This window comes from Sorangium sp. So ce321 (assembly GCF_051530195.1).
In the GTDB taxonomy this organism is placed as follows: domain Bacteria; phylum Myxococcota_A; class Polyangia; order Polyangiales; family Polyangiaceae; genus Sorangium.
The window spans coordinates 10190226-10215295 of sequence record NZ_CP150329.1 but is presented as its reverse complement, the minus strand read 5'-3'; the positions used below and the strand labels follow the sequence as shown (position 1 = coordinate 10215295).

General features: G+C 72.2%; 21 protein-coding genes. 10 read left to right on the top strand and 11 right to left on the bottom strand.

Features of this window, described 5'->3' with window-relative positions; translation table 11 throughout:
- Positions 1-23: 23 nt before the first annotated feature.
- On the bottom strand, positions 24-902 hold the full coding sequence (locus WME89_RS37745) for a hypothetical protein (protein ID WP_438004447.1): 879 nt from the start codon (positions 900-902) through the stop codon (positions 24-26).
- A gap of 720 nt (positions 903-1622) precedes the next feature.
- Between WME89_RS37745 and WME89_RS37740 the strand changes: the two genes are divergently transcribed.
- Positions 1623-2624 (top strand): hypothetical protein, encoded by a 1002-nt coding sequence (locus tag WME89_RS37740; RefSeq protein WP_438004446.1) that lies wholly within the window; start codon positions 1623-1625, stop codon positions 2622-2624.
- A 168-nt stretch (positions 2625-2792) separates the two neighbouring features.
- Here the strand turns inward: WME89_RS37740 and WME89_RS37735 are convergent, their stop codons facing one another.
- The gene (locus WME89_RS37735) at positions 2793-3821 is read right to left on the bottom strand and encodes a hypothetical protein (protein ID WP_438004445.1); all 1029 of its coding nucleotides are present in this window, start codon (positions 3819-3821) and stop codon (positions 2793-2795) included.
- 750 nt (positions 3822-4571) lie between these two features.
- Between WME89_RS37735 and WME89_RS37730 the strand changes: the two genes are divergently transcribed.
- Together WME89_RS37730 and WME89_RS37725 are read left to right on the top strand one after the other, a co-directional pair.
- Positions 4572-5975: an RNA polymerase sigma factor gene (locus WME89_RS37730; RefSeq protein WP_438004444.1), complete on the top strand. Its 1404-nt coding sequence runs from the start codon at positions 4572-4574 to the stop codon at positions 5973-5975.
- A gap of 451 nt (positions 5976-6426) precedes the next feature.
- Positions 6427-6999, top strand: a complete 573-nt coding sequence (locus WME89_RS37725) for an RNA polymerase sigma factor (RefSeq protein ID WP_438004443.1) — start codon at positions 6427-6429, stop codon at positions 6997-6999.
- Positions 7000-7048: 49 nt separating this feature from the next.
- Here WME89_RS37725 and WME89_RS37720 read toward each other — a convergent pair whose 3' ends face one another.
- Together WME89_RS37720 and WME89_RS37715 are read right to left on the bottom strand one after the other, a co-directional pair.
- Positions 7049-7954, bottom strand: coding sequence for a hypothetical protein (locus WME89_RS37720; protein ID WP_438004442.1), 906 nt, complete (start codon positions 7952-7954; stop codon positions 7049-7051).
- Entirely contained in the window at positions 7938-9302 is a 1365-nt protein-coding gene (locus WME89_RS37715) for an AAA family ATPase (protein WP_438004441.1), read from the bottom strand. The genes WME89_RS37720 and WME89_RS37715 overlap by 17 nt, the downstream gene beginning before the upstream one ends.
- A 420-nt stretch (positions 9303-9722) precedes the next feature.
- Between WME89_RS37715 and WME89_RS37710 the strand changes: the two genes are divergently transcribed.
- Entirely contained in the window at positions 9723-10643 is a 921-nt protein-coding gene (locus WME89_RS37710; RefSeq protein ID WP_438004440.1) for an undecaprenyl-diphosphate phosphatase, read from the top strand.
- Here the strand turns inward: WME89_RS37710 and WME89_RS37705 are convergent.
- On the bottom strand, positions 10625-10903 hold the full coding sequence (locus WME89_RS37705) for a cupin domain-containing protein (RefSeq protein WP_438004439.1): 279 nt from the start codon (positions 10901-10903) through the stop codon (positions 10625-10627). The two genes, WME89_RS37710 and WME89_RS37705, sit on opposite strands and share 19 nt — an antisense overlap.
- 683 nt (positions 10904-11586) lie before the next feature.
- On the opposite strand from WME89_RS37705, the gene WME89_RS37700 reads away from it, so the two are divergent.
- Together WME89_RS37700 and WME89_RS37695 are read left to right on the top strand one after the other, a co-directional pair.
- Positions 11587-11991 carry an RNA recognition motif domain-containing protein gene (locus WME89_RS37700; RefSeq protein WP_438004438.1) on the top strand — a complete coding sequence of 135 codons (405 nt, stop codon included), beginning with the start codon at positions 11587-11589 and terminating at the stop codon, positions 11989-11991.
- Positions 11992-12099: 108 nt separating this feature from the next.
- Positions 12100-12282 (top strand): hypothetical protein, encoded by a 183-nt coding sequence (locus tag WME89_RS37695; RefSeq protein ID WP_437619520.1) that lies wholly within the window; start codon positions 12100-12102, stop codon positions 12280-12282.
- A gap of 733 nt (positions 12283-13015) precedes the next feature.
- Here the strand turns inward: WME89_RS37695 and WME89_RS37690 are convergent.
- Both WME89_RS37690 and WME89_RS37685 read right to left on the bottom strand, forming a co-directional pair.
- Positions 13016-13381: a hypothetical protein gene (locus WME89_RS37690; protein ID WP_438004437.1), complete on the bottom strand. Its 366-nt coding sequence runs from the start codon at positions 13379-13381 to the stop codon at positions 13016-13018.
- Between the two features lie 384 nt (positions 13382-13765).
- Positions 13766-13978 carry a hypothetical protein gene (locus WME89_RS37685; RefSeq protein ID WP_438004436.1) on the bottom strand — a complete coding sequence of 71 codons (213 nt, stop codon included), beginning with the start codon at positions 13976-13978 and terminating at the stop codon, positions 13766-13768.
- A gap of 611 nt (positions 13979-14589) precedes the next feature.
- Here WME89_RS37685 and WME89_RS37680 point away from each other — a divergent pair.
- From WME89_RS37680 to WME89_RS37665, 4 genes are all read left to right on the top strand, one after another.
- Positions 14590-15666, top strand: coding sequence for a DUF72 domain-containing protein (locus WME89_RS37680; protein WP_438004435.1), 1077 nt, complete (start codon positions 14590-14592; stop codon positions 15664-15666).
- A 246-nt stretch (positions 15667-15912) separates the two neighbouring features.
- On the top strand, positions 15913-19230 hold the full coding sequence (locus tag WME89_RS37675) for a hypothetical protein (RefSeq protein ID WP_438004434.1): 3318 nt from the start codon (positions 15913-15915) through the stop codon (positions 19228-19230).
- A 68-nt stretch (positions 19231-19298) separates the two neighbouring features.
- On the top strand, positions 19299-20402 hold the full coding sequence (locus tag WME89_RS37670) for a deoxyhypusine synthase family protein (RefSeq protein WP_438004433.1): 1104 nt from the start codon (positions 19299-19301) through the stop codon (positions 20400-20402).
- Between the two features lie 23 nt (positions 20403-20425).
- Entirely contained in the window at positions 20426-20962 is a 537-nt protein-coding gene (locus tag WME89_RS37665; protein ID WP_438004432.1) for a hypothetical protein, read from the top strand.
- Positions 20963-20979: 17 nt separating this feature from the next.
- On the opposite strand, the gene WME89_RS37660 is transcribed toward WME89_RS37665, so the two are convergent.
- From WME89_RS37660 to WME89_RS37645, 4 genes are read right to left on the bottom strand one after another with little or no spacing between them, the layout of a single operon-like run.
- Positions 20980-22140, bottom strand: a complete 1161-nt coding sequence (locus tag WME89_RS37660) for a homogentisate 1,2-dioxygenase (protein WP_438004431.1) — start codon at positions 22138-22140, stop codon at positions 20980-20982.
- The gene (locus tag WME89_RS37655; protein WP_438004430.1) at positions 22140-23291 is read right to left on the bottom strand and encodes a 4-hydroxyphenylpyruvate dioxygenase family protein; all 1152 of its coding nucleotides are present in this window, start codon (positions 23289-23291) and stop codon (positions 22140-22142) included. The genes WME89_RS37660 and WME89_RS37655 overlap by 1 nt, the downstream gene beginning before the upstream one ends.
- A gap of 37 nt (positions 23292-23328) precedes the next feature.
- Complete coding sequence (gene maiA / locus WME89_RS37650) at positions 23329-24003, bottom strand: maleylacetoacetate isomerase (protein ID WP_437619505.1); 675 nt, start codon at positions 24001-24003, stop codon at positions 23329-23331.
- Entirely contained in the window at positions 24000-24977 is a 978-nt protein-coding gene (locus WME89_RS37645) for a fumarylacetoacetate hydrolase family protein (RefSeq protein WP_438004429.1), read from the bottom strand. The genes maiA and WME89_RS37645 overlap by 4 nt, the downstream gene beginning before the upstream one ends.
- Positions 24978-25070 lie beyond the last annotated feature (93 nt).

Here is a 25070-nt window from a genome sequence, read left to right as displayed (position 1 = left end):
CCCCGCTGGAACTGGCCTGCATCTCAGACCGGCGCGCTCAGCTCTCCACCGCCAGGGGCTCCAGCCCCGGTCGCCTGCGGGGTGGCTCCAGGCCCGGCCTGCGGGGCGGCCGGGGAGGCCGGGGAGGCTGGCGCGGCAGGGGAGGCCGGCGCGCCGCTCGTCGCCTCGCCCTTGGCGGCGCCTTGCGTCCGGCGCGCGCCGGTCTCGCGGTGCGCGTCGAGCGGGCGGAGAGCCCTCCGGACGGCCTCGATCGTCGCGGGTTCGTCCTCGTCGACCATGCCGGCCACCTTGGTCGCATAGCTCACGATGGCGGACTGGATGGCGCGCACGACGGTGGCGAGGTTCGATGTCGCGGCGGCCTCCTTCTGCAGCCTGTCTCTCACCATCACGTCGTAGCGCGGCAGGACATTGCCGATCTGCTCGAGGAACTCGGGTCCGGCGAGCGCGTCGATCTCCGGCTGGAGCGCGGCTTCCTGGATGTGCTCCACGATGGAGGCCATCACCGTGTTCTGCGCGGAGTACTCGGTGGTGAGGAACGACAGGCCATCATCGCCGAAGAGCTCCTTGACCAGCTCCTCCGCGCGCCGCGCCCTCGGAAAGCGCTCGGCGGGCAGCATCGAGTAGGCGATGAGGCGCATGCGCAGCGCTCCGAAGCTCGCGTCGGCCTCCCGGTCGAGCACCCGCACGTCCTCCTCGGACAGGGCGCCGTTCTCCCGGCGGCGCGCGGTGAGCGCCTTCTGGCCTGCCTCCGCGGCGGCCTTCAGCTTCGTGCACGCCTTGGCGACGTTCTCCGGCGCCGTCTCCGGACAGGCTGCGACCAGCGCGTTGGCGAGGGTCACGCCGTTGGCGATGTTGATGATCGGGGCGCGAACATACACGGAAGCATCGAACGTTTGGTCCATCGTGCCACCCTATGAACGCAGGTGTCCCGAGTCCAGGGCTCCTGTCGTCGTCAATGTGCTCTCGGCGCCACAGCGGCGCTCGAGAGCATCGATGCGACGCGAGCGGCGGAGCATGGGAGGCACACGCGAGGAGGGGTGAGGGGAGGAGTGGCATTGAAGTTTTTCGCTCCTGTTCACCTGCCTCCCTGACGGACGGAGGCTCCTTGCCGTTGCGGGCAGGGGAGGGCGTGGCGCGGCGAGCCCTGTCCGGGAGCCTTCCGGGCATTCCGGACGGGTCGACGACCTGGTGGGGGATGCCTGGAGGGTTCCCGGACGGGCCGGCGACCCGCGGGCGAGGCTCCGGGGGTTCGCGGACGAGTCGCCGGCCTGCCCGGAGATGTCCCCGGGCTTCCCGCAACGGGTCGCCGTCGTGCGGGTGCAGACCGATCGGGTTCTTTTCAGAGGTCGTCGACCTGCTGGAAAGGCCGGTGGGCTTCCCGGAAGGGGTCATCGATCCGTTCTGCACGCCTCGAGGGTTCCAGCGCCTGGCAGGGCGGGCCTAGCGGATCGTGCCGACGCGGAAAAATGCATTGTCGGGTACCGGTCGTGCTCCGTAATTCCACTCGGAGCCGGTCGCATCCGGTCGTGGCCCGTTGGTTTTGGCCCTGCATCCGGTGCCTCACGCTCGAGCGGAGTCCCTTGCGCCATCCACGTCTGAACGTCCTCGGGTGCAGTCTTGCCGTGTCCCTGGTGCTGGCCGCGCCGCCGGCCCTCGGCCAGGCTCCGCCGGGCGGCGTGCGGCTGTCCTATACGCGCGGCCCGGGCGCGGAGGGGTGCCCCGAGGAGCAGGCGCTCCGGGACGTCGTCGCCGCGCAGCTCGGCGGGACCGACCCCTTCGTGGAAGGCGGCGGCCGGCTGGTCGACGTGGTCCTCGTGCGCCAGGGGCGCCGCTTCCTGGGGGAGATCGCGCTGTACGACAGCGACGGCCGGCGCCTCGGCGGCCAGGAGCTCGCGAGCACGGCCTGCGGGGCGCTCGTGGCGGATGTCGGCACCGCCCTCGCCATCGTGCTGCGCCCGGCGCGATCCGCGAGGGAGCCGGCGCCGGGGGTCCCGCCATCGCCAGAGCCGGCGCCACTGGAGGCAGCCTCACCGCCGGCGTCAGAGCCCTCGCCGCGCGCGCCGGCCCCGGTCCCGGCGCCGCCGTGCCAGCCCGGCGCTCCGGCACGGCCCGTGGCGCGCCCGGGCCCCTCGCTGGCCTGGCCGCGGTTTCAGGTCGGCCTTGGGGCGCTGATCGCCGAGGGCATCGCGCCTGCCCCGGCGGTCGGGTTCTCGGGGTCCGTGGGGGCCCGATGGGAGGCGTTCTCGCTCTCGCTCGAGGGAGGTTGGCACCTGCCGGTCGCCGCCGCGCCGTATCGAGGCAGGATCTTCGGGGTGTCCTGGCTCGGCGGCTCGGTTGTCCCTTGCGGACATGCAGCCTGGTTCTTCGGCTGTGGCCTGGTCACGGCAGGCCGCGTGCGGCACTTCGGCATGGTCAACGTCGTGGGGGAGGTAATGCTGCCATACGCGGGGCTCGGGCTACGCGGTGGCGTGGAGGTGCCGTTCTCCACCCATCTTGCCGGGCAGCTTGCGGGCGATGTCGTGATCCATGTCATCCCGCCGGGCCTTGCCACTCCGGGCCGCGTGCTGTGGTCCACGCCTCCAATATCCGGGACCGGGGTCGTCCGTCTTGTGGCTTCTTTCTGAAGCAAGCACGCTCTCGTGGTGATTCGAGCGCGCTCGCCGGAATAAGAATGAGACGGGCTGCACGCGCCCGGCACGTCCTGGCTGCTCGGCTCGCGTGGCGTTCCGAGGCAGGAAATGTACCGATTTAAGCTGGTCACGGTGGCTCGTGAGGAGCTGCGTCGATCTGCTTCAGGCAGGCACCGGCATTTCGGGGAGGCAGCAGAACGTCGTGGCGCCGAGCAGCGCGACGTCACCTGTCGGCTCGCCGCCGGTCGGCGTACATGTGCCCGGATCGAGGTGGACGACGCCCGCGGATTTGCTCCCGAGCGCCGTACCGGGGGAGATGGCGCCGCAGAAAGGGGCCTCGGAGCTCACCACGACGCCGACAACGAACTGCGAGCACGCGCCGTCGCTGAACGCGGATGCCAGAATACTGCACGTCGCTCCGCTGGGCTCGGCGCAGCCACAGGGAGCGCAGCTGCGCGTATCGTCGGCGCCTGCGTAGAAGACGTGCCGAGCCGGGTAGGTTGCCGGGCAGTTCTGATCTCCTTCGTGGTGGATGCAGGTCAGGAACTCGTCAGGGGGCGCGTCGTCGCCGGTTGGTGAAACCGGCGTGCAGGTCATCCCCGGATCGGCGCACTGCGCGATCACGGTGCCGGTGCACGCCCGCGCAAGGGTGGCGAAGCTTCCGCCGGTCCTGGGCTCTTGCTGCACTTCGGGCGCCTCTGCGCTCCTCGACGCGCAGCTTCCGGGGAGCACGTGCGGTGCCGCGATCTCGAGCGACTGCGCGCACAAGCCGCCATCGCACACGTGTCCGGCCGCGAGCGCGTTCGTCGACGTGCATGCGCCGTCCCATCCGTCCGGTGCCGCGAACGAGGTCTCGGTCGCGCCGGGTACATCGCAGGGAAAGCTTGCGTAGATGTTCCACGTGGCCGGCAGCTCGCACGAGGCGTCCGGCGGGTCGCACAGGCAGGTCGGGCACGCGGGCGGCGTCGCCGCCGTGAAATCGCCATGGCCCTCGTACCCGACGCTGGGCGCGGCGGCGGGGCAGTCGGGCGCTCGGTCCGGCGGGCCGATCCAGAGCAGTGCCGGCTCGGACCAGCCGAGCGGTTCCCTCGGCACGCACTGCCCCGCGCAGGTCTCCGGCAGGGTGGCGTCGAATCCGGGAGCGACGGCGCTGTCGATGCCGGCGTCGGCGCAGTCCTCGCCTGCGTCCACGCACGTGCCCGCGTCGGTACCGGCATCATAACAGGGACCGCCCGGGTCCGTGGCATCTGGAAGGGTTGGATCGTCACAGACCGATATGCCTACATCGTCAATATAGGCGATCCCGGCATCGCACCCCGCCAGCCAGGCCCCCAGGCCAAGCACCGCGGCGCCCCATGCTGCCATGACCGCGCGCTTCGTGCACCGAGTCAGTCGCATCGTCCCATCTCGCTCTCGCTCTCGCTCGCGCGGCCACGTCGGCAGGGACCACACGGCTCGATCACGCGTGCCAGGAGACCACGAGGCGACCCTCGTGACAAGACCTCTGCCTACGAGGAACTGATCTCATAGCATTGCGGAACCCGATCGATTTTTCTCAGGCTTGCTCCCCGACAGGGCCATGTCCCGCCCTCGCCGGCGCCGGCCGACACCCACGGCGCGCGATCTCGCCGGGAAGGGTCTCCTGGGTCCCCGGTTGGCCGCGCGTCAGGTCGATTTTACAACGGAACGATGAGGCCCAGAGCAATACGCGCAACGCGGGCGCGTGTGGAAGCTCGTCGGAAGCGAAGCGGGGCCATCAGCGCGCCGCACGTCCACGTGAGCCGCGTGCGATCTTCCGCCGTCGCCCCCAGCAAGCACGCGTCGCCGAGCTCAGGCGTCCGGCGGGACGGCCATCGCCCGAGCCCCGCCCTTCCGGCTTCTTTTTTCTGCCCAGCGGACGATTTCGCCACAACCCGGCCCATCTCGCCGGAATAAGTACTGATGAGGGAGTCACGACCTCGCCGGCTGACGCCGGTCCCCGCCCAGGACGCCGCCCCTGAACCCCCGGCAGCGCCGCCGCGGCCTTCCTTCGAGGACGTCTACAAGAGCCTGCTCCAGTACGTCCTCCGGGTGCTCTGGCGGATGGGCGTCCCGGCGCGGAACCTCCGCGACGTCGCCCAGGAGGTGTTCCTGGTCGTCCACCGCCGCTTCGATGACTACGATCCCCGCCTCCCCATGAAGGCATGGGTGGCGAGCATCGCGTCGCACCTCGCCCTGCGGCACCAGCGGCTCGCCCGGAACCGGCGCGAGCTGCTCGCGCGCTCCGAGGCCGACCGCATCGACGTCGTCGACCCGGGGTGCGACCCGGAGGCGCTGTTCGCGCGGGCGGAGACGCAGCGGATCGTCCGGGAGCTCGTCCAGCGCCTGGAGAGCGACAGGCGCGTCGTGTTCATCCTGTACGAGCTCGAGGGCCTCGACATGCGCGCCATCGCCGAGGCGCTCCAGATCTCGGAGAACACCGCGTGGGATCGGCTGCGGCGCGCCCGCAAGGAGTTCGCGGCCGCGGTCAAGCGGCTGAGCGCGAGCGACCGCGATGCGCTCGGCGTGTGCGGTGCTCGCTTCGCGCTGGCGCCGCTCGCCCTGGCCCACGGGCCGCTGCTGCTCGATCTCGGGGACGCTCGGCTCGCCGTCCCGGAAGACGTCGGCGAGCTGCTGTGGGCGCGTCTCCAGGCGCTGCTCGCCCCCGGGGACGGCCAGGGGATCGCCCGGGCCAGCCAGGCTGCGCGGGCCGACTTCCCCCTCCACGACGGCGCAGAGTCGATCCCAGGGTGGGCGGCCAGCGGCGCCCCGGCGGGCCTCGCGCGGGCGGGCATCGAGGTCGCGCGGGCGAAGCTCGTCGCGGCAGGCGCGGCGTTGTTCCTGGCCGGTGCCGGCGCTGGCGCTGGCGCGGTCTACGCCGCCTCGCCTCGCGCCGATCCACCTGAGATCGCCCTCGCCCGCGGCGACACGCTGGCGACCGCCCCCGTCGGCTCGGGCACGACGGTCGAGCTCACTGGCGTCCCGGCGGCTCCGTCATGGGTCGTTGCGGCGCCGGCACCGCCTGCTGCCGTGACCAGCGGGAAGGCGACCGTCCCGCCGCTGGACACGGATTTGACCGTGCTCCAGCGCGCCATCGCCGCGCTCGGAGCGGGGAAGGCGCCCGAGGCGCTCGATGCGCTCGAGCGCCACGCGCGGAGCTACCCGCGCAGCCCGAGAGCCCAGCAACGCGAGACCCTGGCGATCCAGGCCCTCGTCCAGACCGGCCGGCGCGCCGAGGCCGCAGCGCGAGCCGCCCGGTTCCGCGAGGCTTTCCCAGGCAGCGCGTACCTGTCCGTCATCGAGGACGCATTGGACAGCCCCCCGTGAAGACCGGCGCCCTTCATCCCCTCTGAAATGACCGGAAGAGCGAGTCGGCCGGATCGACTGGAAGAGGGGGCAGTCAAGGCACCATGGATATCATCTCCTCATCTCCCCTCCTTGGCGTCCTCGGCGTCCTCGGCGTCCTTGGCGGTTTGAGCTCTCTCCCGCTCCGAGCTCTTCAGCCAGCGTTCGCGCTCGATCTCTCGCCACATCAGCGCGAGCTTCGCGGGGCATCATGGGCATGAAACCGAGCGCGTCCGATCGATCTCGCAGCGAATCGCGGGCGCATCGGGGAACTCGCGCGCATGGACGCGCCCTCTCAGAAGCAGCGCTGGCTCACTGCACGACGTGAGCTCGGTGGGCTCCGATCTCCCGCCAGAAAACCCACCTCCCATGACAGCAACAGCTCGCCTGGCGGCCCGCGGGACGGACGAGGCTCGACGCACCGGAGAGCCTGGTGAGCCATCTGAAGCGCGGCGCGCCGCCCTCTCCGTCGCCGCCTACGCCGCTGCGGGCGGCGGCCTTCCCATCCGTCGGCGTCCTCGTGGCGGAGCAGCGCCTCATCGTGGCCAGGCTCATCGCGTGCGGCGTCCCCGCGCGCGATCGCGAGGATCTGCTCCAGATCGTGCTCGTTGCCGCCTGGAAAGCCATCCAGTCCGGCAGGTACCGCCCCGATCCGCGGGCCGACCCGCGCCGCGCGCTCCATGCGTGGCTGCAGGGCATCACGTGGCGGCAGGCGGGCCATCACCTGGGGCGCGCCCACGTCCGCCGCGAGGTTCCGATCGACGACCCGCGCGTGCTGGTCGACGAGGGCAGCGTCGACCCGGATGGCCGGCTCCTGGCCCGCGCCGCGCTACGCCTGTTCGTCGAGCTGCCCGCCCCCCATCGCGAGCTTCTCCTCGCCGCGGCAGGCCCCCGCACCGTAATCGCCCACGCCAGGGCTCACGGCCTCGCTCCGGCCACGGCCGCCCGACGGCTACAGCTCGCCAGAGAGGCGCTCGCCCGCCGGATCGCACGGCGGCTCTGGTAGGTCGGGCGCCGAGCGGCGCGAGCTGGTCTGTGCCGGACGACTTCGAACCTCACCGCGGCGCGGACGCGGCGAAGGTGGTGAACTCGACCCGCTCGGCCCAGCCGAGCCTCAGCCGGCCGAGCGCCGCGCGGATCTCTTCGACGAAGCTGCTCGCCGGTGCGGGCGCAGCGACGACAGCACGGTCGCTGTTCGCCACGAGCACCCCGTACTCATCGGCCGGGCCGCTGGGACGCACGTAGTTCAGGTAGATGCCCGAGCGGCCTTGACGGGGACGCACGTGCCTGGCGCGAAAGGGATCATCGATACGGACGGGGAGCGCGCACCGCGCGAGCAGCGCCTCGATCGGATTGAGCTCGTCTCTATCCCGCGGGAGCATCATGTGCTCGTACTGCTCCGCGATCGCGTTGAGCTTGCGGACGTAAGGGTAGAGCTCGGCCTTGTGCGTGTACCGGATGGGCAGGATCGTGAGGCCGGCCTTCGCTTCTTTCGCGAGCCTCGGCAGCGGAAGCTGCGCGTTGTGCGGAGCCAGCAGTATACCCTGGAACTTGATCTTGCAGGCCGTGGGCAGGTGTTCTCTCACCTCATCGTGGAGCCGGTCGCGAAGCGCCTTGATCTGGTCGACGCCGTGCTCGAGGTTCTTCTCGTCGCGCCCTTTCATCTCGATGATGGTGCAGAGGCAGCGCTCGGCCGTGACGTGGACCGTCAGGTAGTCCGGCTTGACGCCGGCCGCCGGCATCAGCGGATCGCGCTTGCGATCGACCTTGAAGAGCAAGCAGATCCCGTCGCTCTTGATCTTCGAGCTGATCTGGAACTGTACGCCGCTCTCGGGCGGGACGCTGCGCGTCCCCATGGCGCAGAATACGAGCAGGTTCTCGAGGAAGTGGAACAGGGTCCAGTTGAGCTCGTCCTTCTTGGCCGCGAGGAGGTCGCGCGGCGTCCTACTCTTCTTCGCCACTGGCCCTGCTGCCCTTCCCGTCGATCGCGAAGAACTTCTGCTGGAGCTCGACGGAGACGTCGCTCAGCGTGTCCCAGCGGACGCCGTAGTCGGGATCCTTGAGCGAGCGGAGCTCGCCGCCCTGCATCTCGTAGGCGCTGATCTTGCTCATGGGCAGGAACGCCCGCTCGTCGCCGAGGTAGAGCACCGGGGCCTGGGCCTTGAGCCTGCGCGGGTGCTCGACGTCGCCGTGCACCAGGTTATTGAGGTGCGCCATGATGTACGGGCTGTGCGTGGTGACGAGGACGCGCACGCCCAGGTTGACGAGGATGGCGAGCGCCTCGAGGAGGCGGGCCTGGGACTCCGGGTGCAGCCCCATCTCGGGCTCGTCGATGATGAGGAAATCGTTCGGTGCGGCGCGGAAGCGGAGGTAGAGCAAGAGCGGCGCGAGCTGCTTGATCGACGAGGACGCGTTGTAGAGGTCGATGCTTAGGCCGCGCTTCACGTCGACCTTGATCTCCTGGCCGCCGAGGCGCGTTGGCTTGAAGCGCGTCCTGTTCCCGCGCTGGATCTTCTGCTCGATCGCATCGGCGAGCGCGTGGAACGCGCTCTTGCCGCGCGGGAGCGGGCCCGCGGAGAGCTCGACGTCGGTGAGGAAGTCGAGGAAATCCTCGACAGGCCTCGGGTAGCGGACCTCTCCTTGCTCGCGGAGCAGGTCGAGCTGGCGCTTGGTGACGCTGCGCTTCGCGAAGATCTCCCGCTGCGCGTCCTTGAGGAGCTTGTAGCGGCGGTTCGCGAGCATCTTGTAGGTGATGATGAACGCGTTGCGCTCAGCGGGCAGCAGGAGGGGCTTTGGAAAGAGCTCGCGGATCAGATTGTGTATGAAGGCCGACGAGTAAACCCCGACTGCTGCTCGGTCACTGCCGTCCATCTTGATGAACACAGCGCTGCTCTTGACCGAGAACTGACCCGGGTAAGGCAATCGTTTGAGATTGCTTTCGACGGCAGCCCGCAACTCGGCCGACTCGATGTCCAACCTGAGCCTGGTATTCGAGAAGAGCTTGCCGCTGGAGTCCTGGAAGAATGTATCGAGCCGCCCACCGAGCTCTTCGGAGTGTGCACGGAGGATGCGAGCGACGAAGCTTTCGAGGTGCTTGTCGATGGGGATCTGCAAGGCGTCCCCTCGGACGACGACACGTAGATCGCGGACATGAGCAAACGCCAGCTCTTCCCCATCCTGAAACAGCCCATACGTCGCGTAGGCTACGTAGGTCTTCCCCGAGTTGTTGGGCCCGATGATCACCGTGAGCGGCGCAAGATCCAGCGTCGTCCGCCGGATCGTTCCCAGATTCGAGAAGGTGATTTTCATCGGAACGGTAGCCTCAGCAAGGCTGGTCCTAGCCGAGTCGCAGAGTTACCACGAGGTGCTCACCGGGGCCAAACGGGCCGGCCGTCGTGGTTGGCGCGGAGCGTCGAAAGAAGTGGGAAAGGGATTCCAAGGCGACCGGGAAATGTCAAGCGTGAAGGCTGCTCCTGTCGACCCGGGTCGACAGGAGATCCGAGCCACCATCCGCCTGCATCACGCAGCGGCGCCCGCACGTACTCAGGATCCTCAGCCACGCGGCCGTTCTGTCACGCCAGGGCGGCCGACCTCCGTCCGCCATCGCGCGGGCGTCCACCGCACACCCTGCCATCGCGCCGCCCCCGCCGCGCCGCGGCCCCGCCACGCCGCTCGATCCGGCGCACGCTCTCGATCCCCCGCCGCCCATGTGCGGATAGACTGCGCGCAATGTTCTGGTTCGACGCCGTCCTGCTCGGGGTCCTCGAGGGCCTGACCGAGTTCCTCCCCGTCTCGTCCACCGGTCACCTCATCCTGCTCGGCGCGTGGCTCGGCCACCAGAGCGAGGCGGCGAAGACGCTCGATATCGTGATCCAGCTCGGCGCGGTCCTCGCCGTGGTCGTCTATTTCCGCGAGCGCCTCACCGTCACCGTGCGCGGCATCCTCCGGCGCGATCCGGACAGCCTCCGCCTCGCGCTCGCGATCGCGATCGGCTTCCTCCCCGCGGCGCTGGTCGGCCTGCTCTTCCACAAGGCCATCAAGGCATACCTCTTCGGGCCAGGGCCCGTCGCGGTCGCCCTCATCGCCGGTGGCTTCCTGATGATCGGCGTCGAGTCCGCGCGCCGGCGCCGGCCGGACCAGGGCGCGCCGCGCGTCGAGGACGTCACGCTCCAGCGCGCCCTCGCGATCGGCTTCGCCCAGTGCTTCGCGCTCTGGCCAGGGGCGTCGCGCTCGATGACCACCATCGTCGGCGGCCAGCTCTCGGGCCTCAGCACCGCCGCCGCCGCCGAGTTCTCGTTCCTCCTCGCCATCCCGACGCTCGGCGCCGCGACGGTCTTCGACCTCGCCAAGAACGGCCGCACCCTCCTCGAGGCGCCCGGCGGCGCCACGGCCCTCGCCGTCGGCCTCGCCGTCTCGTTCGCGGTCGCCCTGCTCGTGATCGCCGTCTTCCTGCGCTACCTCAAGCGCTACGGCATCGCGCCGTTCGGCTGGTACCGCATCGCGCTCGGCGCCCTCGTCCTCTGGCTCTGGCTCGCGAGCCGCACCTCCCCCGCCGAGGCCGGCGCCGCCGCGGCCCAGCCCGGGCCGCACGGCGACGTCGCCGCAGCGGGCGCCAGCGCGAGCGCGGGCGATCAGCCGAGTCGCCCGTAGGCATACAGCCAGCGGGCCGTCGTCGCCCCGCGGTTGCGCACGGTGTGCACCACGCCAGCCCGGATCTCGATCTCCTCGCCGACGCGGGGAACGATCGTCTCGCCGGCGAGCTCCAGCTCGAGCTCGCCTTCGAGGACCATCAACAGCTCGTCGTCGCCGTGAACATAGTCCTTCCACACGCGGCCGGGCGGATCGGTCCACAGCCCGCCGTGGAAGCCGCGCGCGCGCCAGCGCTTCAACACCTCATCTCGAGCCGCCATATCCATACCCATTCATCTTGCCCGAGGCGCGGGACCTCGTCCACGCCGGCTCAGGCGCGACATGGCCGCGCGCGAGCCAGCTGGCGCGCGGCCCGCGCCGCGCCGTCGCCGCGCGCGCCGGGCCCGGCGACGACGCTCTCGCGCGATGGGAGAGGCAGCGTCCTCGTGACGCCGACACGCGCGGCGCGCGCCGCGCACGCCAGCCTTGCGCTCCGCGCGACGCACCCGGGATCGGCGAGCTGTCGCGCATCGTACCCGCCGCGGTCGCGGCTGGCCCCCTTTTCCGCCGATCAGCTCGGATCCAGCCCCGGATACAGCTCAGATCGCCCGGGACGAAGCGATGGCGCTCACGAGCTCGTCGGGGACTTCGCGCGCTTGACGTGCTCGACAACGGCCTCCGCGACGAAGGCGGACGAAGACGGAACGGCCCGCTTGCGGAAAACGTCACGTCGGGCTAGGATGCTCATCCTCACGAACGTCCCTGGCCCTCGACACGACGCTTTCCCTCTTCCCTCTCTCGCGAGGGAGACTGCAGCTCGCTCGGACGACTGGACGACGCACCGTGTGACCGCGCGGGGGTTCCGCGCGGCACGTCTCCGTTCGATCCCGCTACGGCTTCGTCGGATGGCAGGCCGAGAGCGCCTCATGGCGCAACAGAAAGCCGTAGAAAAGAGCAGGTTGGCATGGGAAATCGCCTCTACGTTGGAAACCTTTCGTTCAGCACCACCCGCGAGACCCTCGAGTCCGCGTTCGCCGCAGCCGGCGAGGTTCGTGAGATCGCGATGCCGACCGACCGCGAGACCGGGCAGCCCCGCGGCTTCGCGTTCGTGACCATGGGCTCTGCCCAGGCCGCGAACAGCGCGATCGCGCAGCTGAACGGCTCGGTTCTCGACGGCCGCGCGCTCAAGGTCAACGAGGCGCAGGAGCGCCCGGCGCGCGGCGGCTTCGGCGGCGGCGGCGGTGGTGGTGGCTTCGGCGGCGGTGGTGGCGGTGGCTACGGCGGTGGCGGCGGTGGCGGCGGTGGCCGGGGCGGTTACGGCGGCGGCGGCGGTGGCCGCGGCGGCCGTGGCGGCGGCGACCGTTACTGATCACGGGCGCGGCGCGGCGGCGTTCGTGCGCCGCCGCGCCCGCGCTGTCAGAACGCGCCGCAAGGCGCTGAAGAACGCGCCCGACGGCGCCGAAAGGCCTGGTTCCGCATGCAGAAGCAGGGAGCATTGAAGCGGCAAAAAGAACGCGCCCGGCAAGAGAAGCAGCGCGAGAAGGACGCGAACCGCGTCGCGCGCCGCAGGGAAAAGGGCCCCGGCGAAAACGGCTCACCGGGAGAGGATCCGGACATCGCGGGGATCGTCCCGGGGCCTCAGCCTCCGGTCGTAGAGTGAAACGCGAAGCGCCAAGCCAGGGCGCCGAGAGCGCCCCGTCCGGACCAGCAGCCGAGCAGGACAGCTCGGCGCAGACGACTGCCCGACAGCGGTTCATCGAGCAGAGCGCGACCACGCTGGGCCAGGCGTGGGCCAGGCGCTGGCGTCAGGACCTTCATCGAGAAGGCCGCCCCGCCGCAGGCGGATGGCCCGGCACGCTGCGCGAAGCGCGAACCCAGGTAGAGATCGCCATCACCGGCGAGATGCTTCACCGCAAGATGCCCGCGATCACCGGCGTGGAGCGCGAGCTCGCGGCCCGGACCGCTTACGCCAGCGCACGGAACGAGTGGCGCCGGCACATCGAGCCCGAGACGCCCTGAGCCCCCAGCCACGTCGTGCAGCGACCCGGACCGGGTCCTGAACAGCGTCGCCCGCGGCGTGGCGGAGCGAGCGCGCCGACGTGGCGGAGCGAGCGCGCCGACGTGGCGGAGCGAGCGCGCCGACGTGGCGGAGCGAGCGCGCCGACGTGGCGGAGCGAGCGCGCCGCGCCGGCCACCCTGTCCCGGGGCCATGCTCGCGCTGCGTCGGGCGCATCGCCGCCCGGCCGTAGCTCCAGGTCGAGCCCGCCCGTGGCATCACGGTGATTCAGCTTGTTGCTGGTGAGCTCGTTCGCCCCCGGCAGCCCGAGCTGCTCGCGGCGTGAGTCCAGCGTGCCTCACCGCCCGAGGCACGCCTCGGACGATGAGCGCTCGTTCTAGGCCCCGGCCTCGGCGTTCGTCCGGTACGTGGCCGTGGCGACGTAACGGAGGACCCTGGAGCAGAACTCGCTGCCACAGCTCCCCCGGCAGGCGCATTCACCCTCGAACCGCGCCGCGCGTGAGCTGAGGGCGTTCAGGATCTCCCGCGTGACGTCGTAGCCGCCGTTGTCGCAGGAAGAGTACGAGCACGGCATCTCGAACAGCGCATGCGCGTGCTCGACGACGACACGACGGATGTACTGCGTGTCGTTCGCCAGCCCGTTGGACCGGGTCTCGCGGATCTCCAGGTTCAAGCTCGTCAGCTCCGGGACCTTCTGAAGGAGCTTGCCGGCCGCCTGTTCCCGCTTCCCGCGTTGGAGCACGCGCTCCTCCCGCTCGATATTCCTGCGACGATTCGCTGAATACATCTACCACCTCTGTCACGCAGGAATGCACCAAGCCCCTGCCCTTATTCAGTATAGCGCAGTCGATGGCCCGGCGCATGCACAATCTGGCCACTCCAGGATGGCGTCGATCCGTGGCGAGCGGGCGTAACGGAAGAGCGTCTGCGTCGGTGTGACATCAGCCGGGGACAGCCAATCACGGGCTGTCGCGCTGCATGGCCGGCGGTCGCGAGCGCGCCTGTCCGGGGGCGCTTCCGGCGGAGAGGAGCGCACGAGCGCGCGGGGCGATCCGCGCCCGCCAGCGCCGAGCGCGCATTGCAGCGAGGCCGGCGCTTCCGCGCTGTCTCTCCGCTTCCGCTCGGCTCAGTCGTCGTCGGCCAGGACGATCCCCTCCAGCTCGGTGAGGTTCGTCCTCGCGGCCCGCAGCTTGGTGAACGCCTCCTGGACGACCTCGCTGACCGCCATCTTGTCCGCGCGCGGCGCGACCTGTATCGCCCCGAGCGCCTGCTCGAGGTTGCCCTCCGCGTCGGCGATCTCCTGCTTCGCCGCCGCGACCTTCTCCAAGAGAGACTTCATCTTCTTCTGCATCGACCTGTGCCCTTTCGACGTGCTGCGCGCTTCCGCTTCGACGAGCACCTCGCCTCGAGGCGCGGCGAGGTGGGGTACGAAATGCCCTTCGGTCCGGGCAGCGACGCAGCATAGGCCAAGTCCCGGCCGAGGGGGGACCGAAGCGCGCACGCCAGGCGCCGGCAGGCGCGGAGCGCCGCGAACGACCGCCCCCGGCGCGGCCGGCCTGAGCCGGCGGCCGGCTCCGGCGCGCCGCCGGCGGCAGCCGCGGGACGCGCCGCCGCAGCGACAGCGGCACGGCACGTTGGCGCTCCGGCCCAGCGGCGGCCCCGTACGCCCGCGCGGGCGGCCGTCTGCGAAGCGCGCGGCGCGCTCCATCGCTGCTCCGCTGCGAACGCGGGCCACAGACAGGGGGCCAGCGACTGCCCGTGACGCCCGGAGCGACCCCGGAGCATGCGAGAAATATCTGATGTTGAACGGAATGTGCCGCGCGCGGCGAGCGAGCGTGAGCGGTCGCGCAGGGCGGGAGAGCCGCGCTGCACGAGATGTGTTGATGATCAGGCTCCGCACCCCTGGACAGCGCTTCCGTCGCCGGAGAACGGCCTTATGGTGCTCTCGATATGCACGAAGCAGCCCTGCGCGACCCGCCGCGGTCGCCCTCGGAGGAGACTCCACCCCAGCACGACGAGCGGCTCGCGCGCGCCACCGCGCTCGCGGCGTGCGCGCCTGTGCCCGCCCGCCTCGACAACGTCCTCGCCGGGACCGCCGGGTGGACCGATCCTACCCTGGCGAAGAGCCAGCGCTTCTACCCGAAGGGCACGTCGAGCCCGGAGCAGCGGCTCAGGTTCTATGCGTCGCAGTTCCCCGTGGTCGAGGTGAACTCGAGCTATTACGCGCTCCCCGGCCAGGCGATGGTGGAGCAGTGGGTCAGGCGGACGGCGCCCGACTTCGTGTTCAACATGAAGGCGTTCGCGCCGCTCACCCAGCACCCGGTGGAGCCCGCCCGCCTCCCCGCGGACCTCCAGCGCGCCCTGCCGGCGGCGCTCCTCGATCGGCGGCGCCTCTACCCGGGCGACCTGCCGGCCGAGGCCAGAGACGTGCTCTGGGAGCGCTTCCGGCAGGCGGTCGAGCCGCTGCGCGCGGCGCGCAAGCTCGGGTACGTGCTCTTCCAGTTCCCTCCGTGGTTCACGGCCACGCGCGGGAACGTGAGGATCATCGAGGAGTGCCGCGAGCGCATGGAGGGGCTGCCGCTCGCCGTCGAGCTCCGTCACGGCTCGTGGGGCGAGCCCGACCGGATCGAGCGCGTCGTGGGCTTCCTGCGAGACCTCGGCGCCTCCTACGTCATCGTCGACGAGCCGCAGGGCAAGGCGAACAGCATGCCTCCCACCGCGCTCGTCGCGGATCCGCGCCTCGCCGTCGTGCGCTTCCACGGCCGGCGCGCGGAGACCTGGGACGCCTCCGTCAGCGTCGACGAGAAGTTCAGGTACGTTTACGATCCCGCGGAGCTCGACCCGTGGGCGGAGACCATCGAACGGATCTCCGGCGAGGCGGAGAGGGTCCACACGATCTTCAACAACTGCGTGTCCAACTACGCCGTGCTCGGGGCCAAGGGGCTCGTGACGCTCCTCGCCCGCCGCCGGGCCGCCGATCTGGAGTGCGAGACTCCGCCGCTCCCGGCGGTCTCGGCCGTTCACTGAGCCACGGCCTCGCCCGCTGCGTACGTGGACATCCTCATTCGGGTGAATCCGGAGTGGCTGCAGAGGTGGTGGTCGGAGTTTGCCATCAGGCCGGGAGACAGGCAGGTACAGCGATAACCTCTCCGCTCTCCGGTCTTCAGGGGAGCTCCCGCTGCGGACAGACGGCAAAGCCGCGATCGCGGACGTCGGCGCTCGCGCGCCGCCCGGCGCCGCGGCGGGCCCGGATCCACGGTAGGCTCCGCCGCGATGACGCAGTCCCGAGCGGCGGGCGCTCCCCGCCTCGCAGCGCCGTTGCGCCGGCCCGCGGCGCCTCCCCGCCGGCCGCAGCGCGCCGCCGTGCTCCTGGCAGCGCTCGCGCTCGCCCGCTGCGGCGGCGCGCCGCCCCGATCTGCGCCGGGGGAGGGCCGCGCGCCCGCCGGGACGCCCCCACCGCCTTCGCCTGAGCCCCTGCGCGCCCGCTGGGTCGACGCGAGCGGCGCGACAGCGATCGGCCCCCAGGTCCCCGGCGGCACGATCGCGCTGCTCGGCGGGAGGCGCGTCCTCGTCGCGAGCGACGGCGCCGCGCGGCCGGAGACGGCGCCCTGCCCCGAGCCGCTGCTCGAGCTCGCCCTCGTGCCGTCCGCCGCCGGCGCGAGGCTCGTCGGGCGCGGGGTCCACGGCGTGTACCGGTTCGATGATCCGCTCGGCGCGCCCGCGCTCCTCGCCCGGTCCGAGACCGAGCTCCTGCGCATCGGCGGCGGGCCCGCGGTCGTCGCGGTCTGGGACGCCGCCTCCGACCTCCCGGCCTTCCTCGACGTCGAGACGGGCCAGCCGCGCGCGTTGCCGGGCTTGCCCGCCCTGCCGCTCCGCGCGATGGCGTTCCGGGACCTCCAGCAGGGGGCCGGGCTCTTCGAGGCAGCAGGGCTCGCGGTCACGACCGACGGCGGCGCGTCGTGGCGCCCCGTCGCCCCGCCGCCGGGCGCCGACGGCCAGCAGGCCGACCCCGCCGCCCTGCTCCGCCTCTCCGGCCTGCGCCTGCGCGGCGACGACCTGCTCGCCTCCGCGCCGGGCGCGGCGCTGCCGGTCGGCGAGCGCGAGGCGCTCATCCGCGTCGCCGAGGCGCGGCTCGCGCCCCTGCCGCCGGCGCCGCCCGCGTCCGATGAGCGCGCGCCTGGGGCGGGCTCGCCGCTGCTCGCGTGGATCGAGGCGACCGGACGCCACCCGCTCGAGGCGGCGGTCGCGAGCGGCGCCCGCGGGGCCGGCTCCGCGATCGCGGCGAGCCACGGCCTCCTCGCCCGCGTGGACCTCGGCTCCGGCGCCCTCCTGGAGCTCGCCCGCTTCGGCCACGGCAGCTGGGTGAGCGCCTGCGGCGCCGGCCGCGCCGGGCGCTCGGCGTGGGTCGCGTGCGCGCTCGGCGAGGAGGCGCCGGCGCGGCGCGGCGTCCACGACCCGTTCGGCGTGCTCCAGATCCCGCTCGACGGCGGCCGCCTCGGCGCGGAGGCGCCGGTGGTCGTGCGGAGCGGCGAGGCGGAGCTCCGCGTGTCGCCGAGCGGCGGCGCCATGCTGCTCGCGCCGTGCGACGCGGACGAGGAGGGCAGCGCGTGCGTGCGCCAGCCGAGCGGGCGGTGGATCACCGTCCGCCCGGGCACCGACATCCACTGGCGCGGCGCTGGCCCGCTCGCCGATGGCCGCATCGCGATCGTGCGCGGCCTGTGGGACAGCGACGTCGCGCCCCGCGAGGAGCCCGCGCCGCGCGGTGGCGGCGCCGACGGTGAAGACGGCGCCGCGTCCGGCGCGCATGTGGCGGTGATCGACGCCCGCGGCAGGGAGCAGCCCCTGGTCCCGCTCGGCTGGCTCCGCGAAGCAGGCGGCGACGTCCACGTGATCAGCGCCATCGAGGAGGGGCCCGACGGCGCGCTGTCGTTCGTGGTGGCCGACGAGGCCGGCGAGCTCACCGCCGTCGTCGCGCCCCCCGGAGGGCAGGCGTCGCGGGCTCGCCTGGCCGGCGCCGCGCACGCCCTGATCCACGCCGGCCACGGCGTCGCCGTCGGGGAGGGGCAGGTGCTCGCGTCGGCCGACGCCGGCCGCTCCTGGGCGCCGGTCGAGGTCCCGGCCCGCGCCGCGGACGCGATCGCCGGGCTCGGCGATCAGCTCGCCGAGCCCGGGGTGCTGGCCGTCAACGACGTCGGCTTCAAGATCGACGCCCTCCTCCGCGTCGGCTGGGGGCCGGCGCTGCCCGTGACCTCGGGGCCCGCCGCCGGGCCGGCGCTCGGGGCCGCGCCGCTCCTGCCGGGCCGGCTGCCGCCGGCGCCCGCGCTCCCGGAGCGCGCGCTCGCGTGCACGGCGCGGCCCGGGCCGCCGCTCGGGCCGCGGGGGTTGCCGCCGCCGGCCAGCGCGCAGGAGGCGCTCGCGCTGCTGGCGAGCGACGCGCGGCCTGGGCCTGAGGGCCAGCGGCACGTCTCGTCGGCGAGCGACCGGCGCTGGGGCATGCTCTCGACCGTCGCCGCGCTCGAGGCGCGCGCGCCCGACGCCGCGGCCAGGAGCGCCGGCCAGCGCGGCCACGCCGACGCGGCGCCGCGCGTGACGTGGACGCTGCGCTGGCTCGACCCCACGGAGCTGGAGGGGCGGGTCCGCTCGTGGACGGGCCCCGCGCCCGAGGGCGTCGGCCGCGACGCGACCCTCGCGCGGTTCGCGGCGTCCGGCGACCGGGTCGTCTTCGCGGTGCGCGCTGCGGGCCGCGACCTGCTGGTCAGGGCGAGCGCCGGCCGCGGCGCCGAGGTCGCCGAGGTGCCGCAGGAGCTGATGCCCGAGGCGGAGATCGCCTTCAGCGAGGCGCCGGACGGGCCCGTCGCGTGGCTCCGCGACGCGTCGCTCGTCGTCTGGTCCTCCGGCGAGGCCCCGCGGGCGATCGCCGCGCTGGCGGGCGGCGGCGCGCGCGCGCTCGGGCAGCCGACGAGCGCCGGCGTCCCGCTGCTGCTCGGCTTCCGCGACCTGGCCCTCGCGCGCACCGTGCCGATCCCGCCCGCGCCGGGAGCGCCCGCGCAAGGCGCCGCGCCGGGGGCGCGCGCGCAGCGCGGCGCTCGGGAGGCGCCGGTGCAGCGGATCCCGCCGGGCGCGCTCGCGACGGCACCGCCGCTGCTGCCGCTCGACGGCTGGGAGCTCGCCCCGAATGTCCGCACCGAGCTCACCCGCCTGCCCGCGTGCGCCGCGCGCCCGCCCGGCGCGCGCTTCCTGCTGGGCCGCGCGAGCGCCTTCGCGACAGTCGACGGCCGCGGCGCGCCCGCGAGCGCGGCGGTCTATGACGTTCGTGTGTCGGGCCGTGACGGTTGCGTGGCGAAGATCGCCGCGCTGCTCGATCGCGAGCGGCGCGGCGAAGCCCAGCCCGGCGCGGCCCCGATCGCGTTCGTGCGCGCCGATCTCGCGGCGCGGCGGGCCGAAGGCGGCGAGCGTGGGATCGGCGAAGCCGCTGGCAGGCCCGGAGGAACGATGCGCGACCGCGCGCGGGCAGGACCAGGACCAGGACCAGGACCAGGACCAGGACCAGGAGCGCGCCGGCTCGCGTGCTCCTTGCCCGTCCGACCGTGAGCCCGCTGCTGCGCGCGGAGCTTCGTGCTCGACGCCCCACCCCCCGCGCGGCTATATGTTCGCGCGCCATGTCCTCTTCGAAGCATCCGCGCTCCTCGCACCGCCATCTCAGCGATGGGGTTGAAGACAAGCTCGTCCCGCTCGAGGCGCTCGACCCGCTGAAGATCGGGTCGTTCGACGACCTGCTCCGCGCGATGAGCCGGACCGCGTTCAGCGGCCGCGCGCTCGGCGAGGCGTGCGACGTGCTCGAGACGATGGTGCGCGACGAGGACTGCCTCGTCGTGGCGACCTTCTCCGGCGCGATGACGGTCGCCAAGATGGGCGTCGTCATCGTCCGGATGATCGAGGCGGGCATGATCGACTGCATCATCAGCACCGGGGCGCTCATGGCGCACGGGCTGAGCGAGGCGGTCGGCCTGACCCACTACAAGGCGAACCCGTCCATCTCCGACGAGACGTACTTCGACAAGGGGTACAACCGCGTCTACGACACGCTCGAGATGGAGAAGAACCTCAACGCCATCGAGGTCTTCGTCCGGCAGGAGCTCGACAAGCTGGACACCAGCTCGCCGTGGTCGAGCGAGATCATCTGCCGCCAGCTCGGCAAGGCGCTGGCGGATACGGGCGACTCGCCCGGCGTGCTCCGGAGCGCGTACCTGCGCAACGTGCCCGTCTACGTGCCGGCCTTCACCGACAGCGAGATGGGCCTCGACGTGGCGACGTGGATGCTGCGCAAGGTGAAGGCGCAGCACGGCGACAAGCCGGGCTTCGACGTGTGGCGCGAGGCCGTGCCGCCGTCGTACAACCCGTTCCTCGACCTCCTGAGCTACGCGCGCCTGGTCCGCACGAAGAAGAGGATCGGCATCTTCACCATCGGCGGCGGCGTGCCGCGCAACTGGGCCCAGCAGGTCGCGCCGTTCTACGACATCGTCGGCGACCGCCTCGGCATCGAGGTCGAGCACCCGCGGTTCCAGTACGGCGTGCGCATCTGCCCCGAGCCCGTGCACTGGGGCGGCCTCTCGGGCTGCACCTACTCCGAGGGCGTGAGCTGGGGGAAGTTCGTCCCGCCGCACGAGGGCGGCCGCTTCTCCGAGGTGTACGCCGACGCCACGGTCGCGTGGCCGCTGCTCGTGCGCGCGCTGCTCGAGCGGCTCGGGAAGATGCCGAAGTAGCGGAGCCGAACAGCGAGGTCGCCATGCCCCACCCGCCGCGCATCCTGGAGGTGCTCCTCTCCCTGGCCGTCGCCGGCGGCGCGCTCGTGTCCGCCGGCTGCCCCTCGCCGGAGGAGCGCACCTGCGACGTCCTGTGCGACTGCACCGGCTGCAGCGAGGCGAGGTACCTCGACTGCGTGGACAAGGCGGAGATCGCGCGGAAGGACGCCGAGCAGGCGAGCTGCCCGGCGGGCGCCTTCGACGAGCTCCTGACCTGCGTCGAGGACGAGGTCGAGTGCAAGGACGACCAGTTCGCCCTCGACGGCTGCGAGGATCAGCAGCGGAGCCTCCGCAACTGCGGCGTCTTCGTGTTCCGCACCGTCTGCGAGCACGCCAACGATGTCTTCATCGCGTGCGGGCAGGGGGCCGCCTTCGAGGTCGACCCCGACGCGTGCACCGGGCAGACCGCGTGCAACGCGGGCTGCATCGTCGACACGTCCTGCGCTGGGCTGAACGGGATCGACATCGAGGAGTCACAGCGCTTCAACGAGTGCAATGTCCTCTGCTTCCAGATGCGATGATCGCCTGACCCCGCCGGTCAGGCGCCGGCGATGAAGCTGTCCTGGTAGCCCGGGTCCTCCACCGCGAGCGCGGCCGGCGTGGCCGTGAGCGGGCGGGTGGTGTCGAGCATGACCGCGAGCTCGCTCGTCTCGCGGGCCCCGAGGCTCGCCTCGTACGCGCCCGGGTGCGGCCCGTGCGGGACGCCGGCCGGGTGGTGCGAGACGCTGCCGGGGCCGACGCCGCGGCGCGAGGTGAAGTTGCCGCGGCAGTAGAAGAGGAACTCGTCGCAATCGACGGACGAGTGGGGGTACGGGCACGGGATCGCCTCGGGGTGGAAGTCGACCGGGCGCGGCACGAAGCTGCAAATGAGCGCGCCCCGCGCCGCGAACGTCCCGTGCCAGTCCGGCGGCAGGTGCACGAGCCCGACGCGCGGCTGGAAGCTCAGGATCGGGAACACGAACGGGTACACCGCCCCGTCCCAGCCGACGACGTCGAGCGGCGAGCGCTCGCAGGCGAAGCCGTGGAAGGCGCCGCCGCGCTTCACCACCAGCGCGCGGATGCCCTCGTCGAGGGGGCCGACGAACGTGGGCCGCCGGAAGTCGCGGTGGGAGTACGGCGCGTCCATCCGCAGCTGGCCGACCTCGTTGCGCCACTGGCGCGGGAGGTGGAGGTCCGCGGCCTCGATCGAGAGCCACCGCTGGGGCGCGGGGTCGGGGATGAACCGGTAGAAGAGCCCCTTCGGGACGACGACGTAGTCGTCCTGCTCGAAGCGGAGATCGCCGAGCATCGTGCGCAGGACGCCGCCGCCCTGAAAGACGAAGAACAGCTCGTCGGCGTCCGCGTTCGCGAAGTACACCGGGTCGGCGGCGTCCGGCTGGGCGACGCCGATCACCACGTCGTCGTTGAAGAGCAGCGGCACGCGGCAGTCGACGGCGGGCCCGCCGCGCGGCGGCAGGTCCTGCGACCGGTAGTGCCGCTTCGCGAGCGGGCGCGGCGGCGCGGCGACCGGCAGCGCGAAGCCGTGCTCGGCCCGCGCGACCCGGTGCTCGTGCGGCCGGCGCTCGTGGTAGGCGATCGTGTACGGGCCGTCGAAGCCCTGCCGCGTCAGGCACTCCTCGTAGCGGAGCTCCCCCGCCTCGCTCCGGAGGGCGATGTGGTGCTTGCGCGGGACAGCCCCGACGACGACGCGATCGAGCATCAGCCGTGCCCCTCGGCCTTCTGCTGCCGCTCGATGCTCTCGAACAGCGCCCGGAAGTTGCCGGCGCCGAAGCCGCGGTCCCCCTTGCGCTGGATGAGCTCGAAGAAGAACGGCCCGGCGTCGGGGTCGCGGTGCGTGCCCGAAGACTCCTTGAGGAAGATCTGGAGCAGGTACGACCGCGCGCCGTCGCCGTCGACGAGCACCTCGAGGTCCCGCAGCGTCGCCACGTCCTCGTCGAGCTCGCCGATGCCGAGCTGGCGCACGCGCTCCGGCAGCATGTCGTAATAGGCGCCCGGGGTTGGCATGAACTCCACGCCGCGCGCGCGCATGCCGCGCACGGCCGCGAGGATGTCGTCCACGGCGAGCGCCACGTGCTGCACCCCGTCGCCGCGGTGCTCCTCGTTGAAGACGTTGATCTGAGAGCTCTTGAAGTGCGGCCGGTAAGGCTCGTTGTTGGCGAACTTCACGCCCGAGCCCGGGTCCCACATCACGGCCGAGCGCAGGCCCGAGCCGTGGCCGGCGTCCTTCGTGACGTCGTTCGTGTGAAACTCGATCTTCCAGAACGGCTCCAGCCCGAGCACGTGCTCCATCCAGAGCAGGGCCGGCGCCATCGTCTGGAAGTTCGAGGTGATGTGATCGAACCGGGCGATCCCGAAGCGGTTGTGGCCGCCGCGCGGCGCGTCGTGGGCCACGCAGCCGGGGAACAGCGCGGGGTAGTCGCGCCGCTCCACGAAGCGGAAGGTGGTGTCCCCGAACGGCGTCGTGATCGAGAACGAGGCGAACGTCCCGCCCCCGTCCGTCACCCGGTGGATCTCGTCGATCGGCGTGCCCCCGCGGCCTTCGAGCAGCCGGAAGGCGCGGTCGATGTCCTCGACCTCGAAGACGATTGTGCCCACCCCGTCGGGGTGCTTGCGCAGGTAGCGCCACGCCCGCCCGCCCTCGCCCGTCGGCTGCGAGCAGACGATGGCGCACTCGCCGGCCTGGAAGACGACCGACCGCTGCGCCGCCGCCGCGGTGAGCTCGGGCGAGCTCGCGGCGGTCTCCTGGAAGTCGAGCTTCTCCGTGTAGAACCTGCGGCTCCGCTCGAGGTCGCGCACGTAGTAGTGCAGCGCCTCCACCCGCTTGATGCCTATCGACTCCACCTTGGCCATACAGGTCTCCGTCGCGAGGGGTCCACGCGGGAGCGCGCTACGCGCCGTCCGGCACCGCGTCGGCTTGGCGGTCGGCGTGGGCGGCATGGAAGGCGGGCAGCGCCATGCACGCCGCCTCGATCCGCGTGAGCGTCGAGAGCGGCGCGAGGTCGACCTCGTAGCGTCGCGCATTGTAAAGCTGGGGCACGAGGAACACGTCCGCCACCGTGACCTCGTCGCCGACGCAGAACCGCCCAGCGTGCTCGCCCGCCGCCGCCTGGAACGCGGCGAGGCCAGACCCGATGAAGCGCCGGGCGAAGGCCCGGTGGTCGCCGCCGAGCTCGTTCTGCACGTACTTCAGGGTGGCGGTGTTCTGCATCGGCTGGGTGCCGGCGTTGATCATCTCCGCGAGCTGCCGCGCCCTGGCGCGCAGGTACGGATCCGCCGGCAGGAGCGGCGGCGACGGGAACAGCTCCTCGAGCAGCTCGATGATCGCCACCGACTGCGCCACGCGCCGGACGGCGCCGCCCTGCTCGAGCTCGAGCAGGGGCACCTGCGCCATCGGGTTCTTGGCCCGGTAGTCGTCGCGCAGCTGCTCGCCGCCGTCCCGCAGGAGGTTCACCGGCCGGTACGCGTGCTCGATGCCCTTGTGGGCGAGGGCGATGCGCACGCGCCAGCTGCACGAGCTGCGCCAGTAGCCGTAGAGCGTGAGTCCCCGGATCGCGGCGCTCATCTGGCCACCACCCGCTGCGCGATGCGCCCGAAGAGGCTCTCGCCCGAGCGATTCAGCATCTCGATCATGATCGTGTCTCCTGGCTTCATGAAGGGCGTCCTGGCCGCGCCGTGCGCGAGGACCTCGAGCATGCGCTTCTCGGCGAGGCACGACACGCCGCGCGCCGGGTCCTGGTTGGACACGGTGCCGCTGCCGAGGAGGGTCCCGGCCGTGAAGCTGCGGGTCCTCGCGATGTGCGCGATGAGGTCGAAGAACGAGAAGTGCATCTCCGGGCCCGCCTCCGGATCGCCGATGAGCTCACCATTGTAGGTCGAGCGGAGCCGCAGGTGGACGCGCCCATCGCGGAGCGCGTCGCCGAGCTCGTCCGGCGTGATCGCGAACGGCGAGAACGCCGTGGCCGGCTTCGAGCTGAAGAACCCGAACCCCTTCGCGAGCTCGGCGGGCACGAGGTTGCGCAGCGTGACGTCGTTGGCCAGCAGGAACAGGCGGATGTACCGGTGGGCCTCGTCGCGGCGCGCGCCCTGCGGCGTGTCGCCGAGGACGGCGCAGACCTCGGCCTCGAAATCGAGGCCCCAGGCCTCGTCATTCAGGACGATGTCGTCGGTCGGGCCGAGGAGGACGCCGGAGCCCCCCTGATACACGAGCGGATCGGTCGCGAGCGTCTCGGGCGGCTCCGCGCCGCGCGCCTTGCGCACGAGCACGATGTGATGGATGTACGCGGAGCCGTCGATCCACTCGTACGCGCGGGGCAACGGCGCGGCGAGCTCCTCCGGGGCGAGCGGCGCCACCGCCGCGCCGCCGCGCTCGATCTCCTCGGCGATGCGGCGCAGCGCCGGCTCGGCGCGCTCCCAGTCGTCGAGCGCGGCCTGGAGCGTGGGGAACGCCGACCCGGCCGGCGCGTAGGCGAGGCCGTCCCGGCGGACGACGATGAGCGTGCCGTCGCGGCCGGGGCCGCGGAGGGAGGCGAGCTTCATGCGGGTGCGAGCTCCTCGTGGGGCGTTACGGTGGCCCCATCGTCTTCGCTTGACAAGCACGGGGCCGCTCACGCCTGCTAGCGTCGGTGGTTT

Excerpts from the sequence above, each read along its gene's own strand:
- WME89_RS37645 (WP_438004429.1), bottom strand. The coding sequence starts at position 24,977 with ATGAAGCTCGCCTCCCTCCGCGGCCCCGGCCGCGACGGCACGCTCATC.
- WME89_RS37675 (WP_438004434.1), top strand. The coding sequence starts at position 15,913 with ATGACGCAGTCCCGAGCGGCGGGCGCTCCCCGCCTCGCAGCGCCGTTG.
- WME89_RS37685 (WP_438004436.1), bottom strand. The coding sequence starts at position 13,978 with ATGAAGTCTCTCTTGGAGAAGGTCGCGGCGGCGAAGCAGGAGATCGCC.
- WME89_RS37655 (WP_438004430.1), bottom strand. The coding sequence starts at position 23,291 with ATGGCCAAGGTGGAGTCGATAGGCATCAAGCGGGTGGAGGCGCTGCAC.
- WME89_RS37700 (WP_438004438.1), top strand. The coding sequence starts at position 11,587 with ATGGGAAATCGCCTCTACGTTGGAAACCTTTCGTTCAGCACCACCCGC.
- WME89_RS37695 (WP_437619520.1), top strand. The coding sequence starts at position 12,100 with ATGCAGAAGCAGGGAGCATTGAAGCGGCAAAAAGAACGCGCCCGGCAA.
- WME89_RS37705 (WP_438004439.1), bottom strand. The coding sequence starts at position 10,903 with ATGGCGGCTCGAGATGAGGTGTTGAAGCGCTGGCGCGCGCGCGGCTTC.
- WME89_RS37710 (WP_438004440.1), top strand. The coding sequence starts at position 9,723 with ATGTTCTGGTTCGACGCCGTCCTGCTCGGGGTCCTCGAGGGCCTGACC.
- WME89_RS37680 (WP_438004435.1), top strand. The coding sequence starts at position 14,590 with ATGCACGAAGCAGCCCTGCGCGACCCGCCGCGGTCGCCCTCGGAGGAG.
- WME89_RS37660 (WP_438004431.1), bottom strand. The coding sequence starts at position 22,140 with ATGCTCGATCGCGTCGTCGTCGGGGCTGTCCCGCGCAAGCACCACATC.
- WME89_RS37730 (WP_438004444.1), top strand. The coding sequence starts at position 4,572 with ATGAGGGAGTCACGACCTCGCCGGCTGACGCCGGTCCCCGCCCAGGAC.
- WME89_RS37745 (WP_438004447.1), bottom strand. The coding sequence starts at position 902 with ATGGACCAAACGTTCGATGCTTCCGTGTATGTTCGCGCCCCGATCATC.
- maiA (WP_437619505.1), bottom strand. The coding sequence starts at position 24,003 with ATGAGCGCCGCGATCCGGGGACTCACGCTCTACGGCTACTGGCGCAGC.
- WME89_RS37715 (WP_438004441.1), bottom strand. The coding sequence starts at position 9,302 with ATGAAAATCACCTTCTCGAATCTGGGAACGATCCGGCGGACGACGCTG.
- WME89_RS37670 (WP_438004433.1), top strand. The coding sequence starts at position 19,299 with ATGTCCTCTTCGAAGCATCCGCGCTCCTCGCACCGCCATCTCAGCGAT.
- WME89_RS37665 (WP_438004432.1), top strand. The coding sequence starts at position 20,426 with ATGCCCCACCCGCCGCGCATCCTGGAGGTGCTCCTCTCCCTGGCCGTC.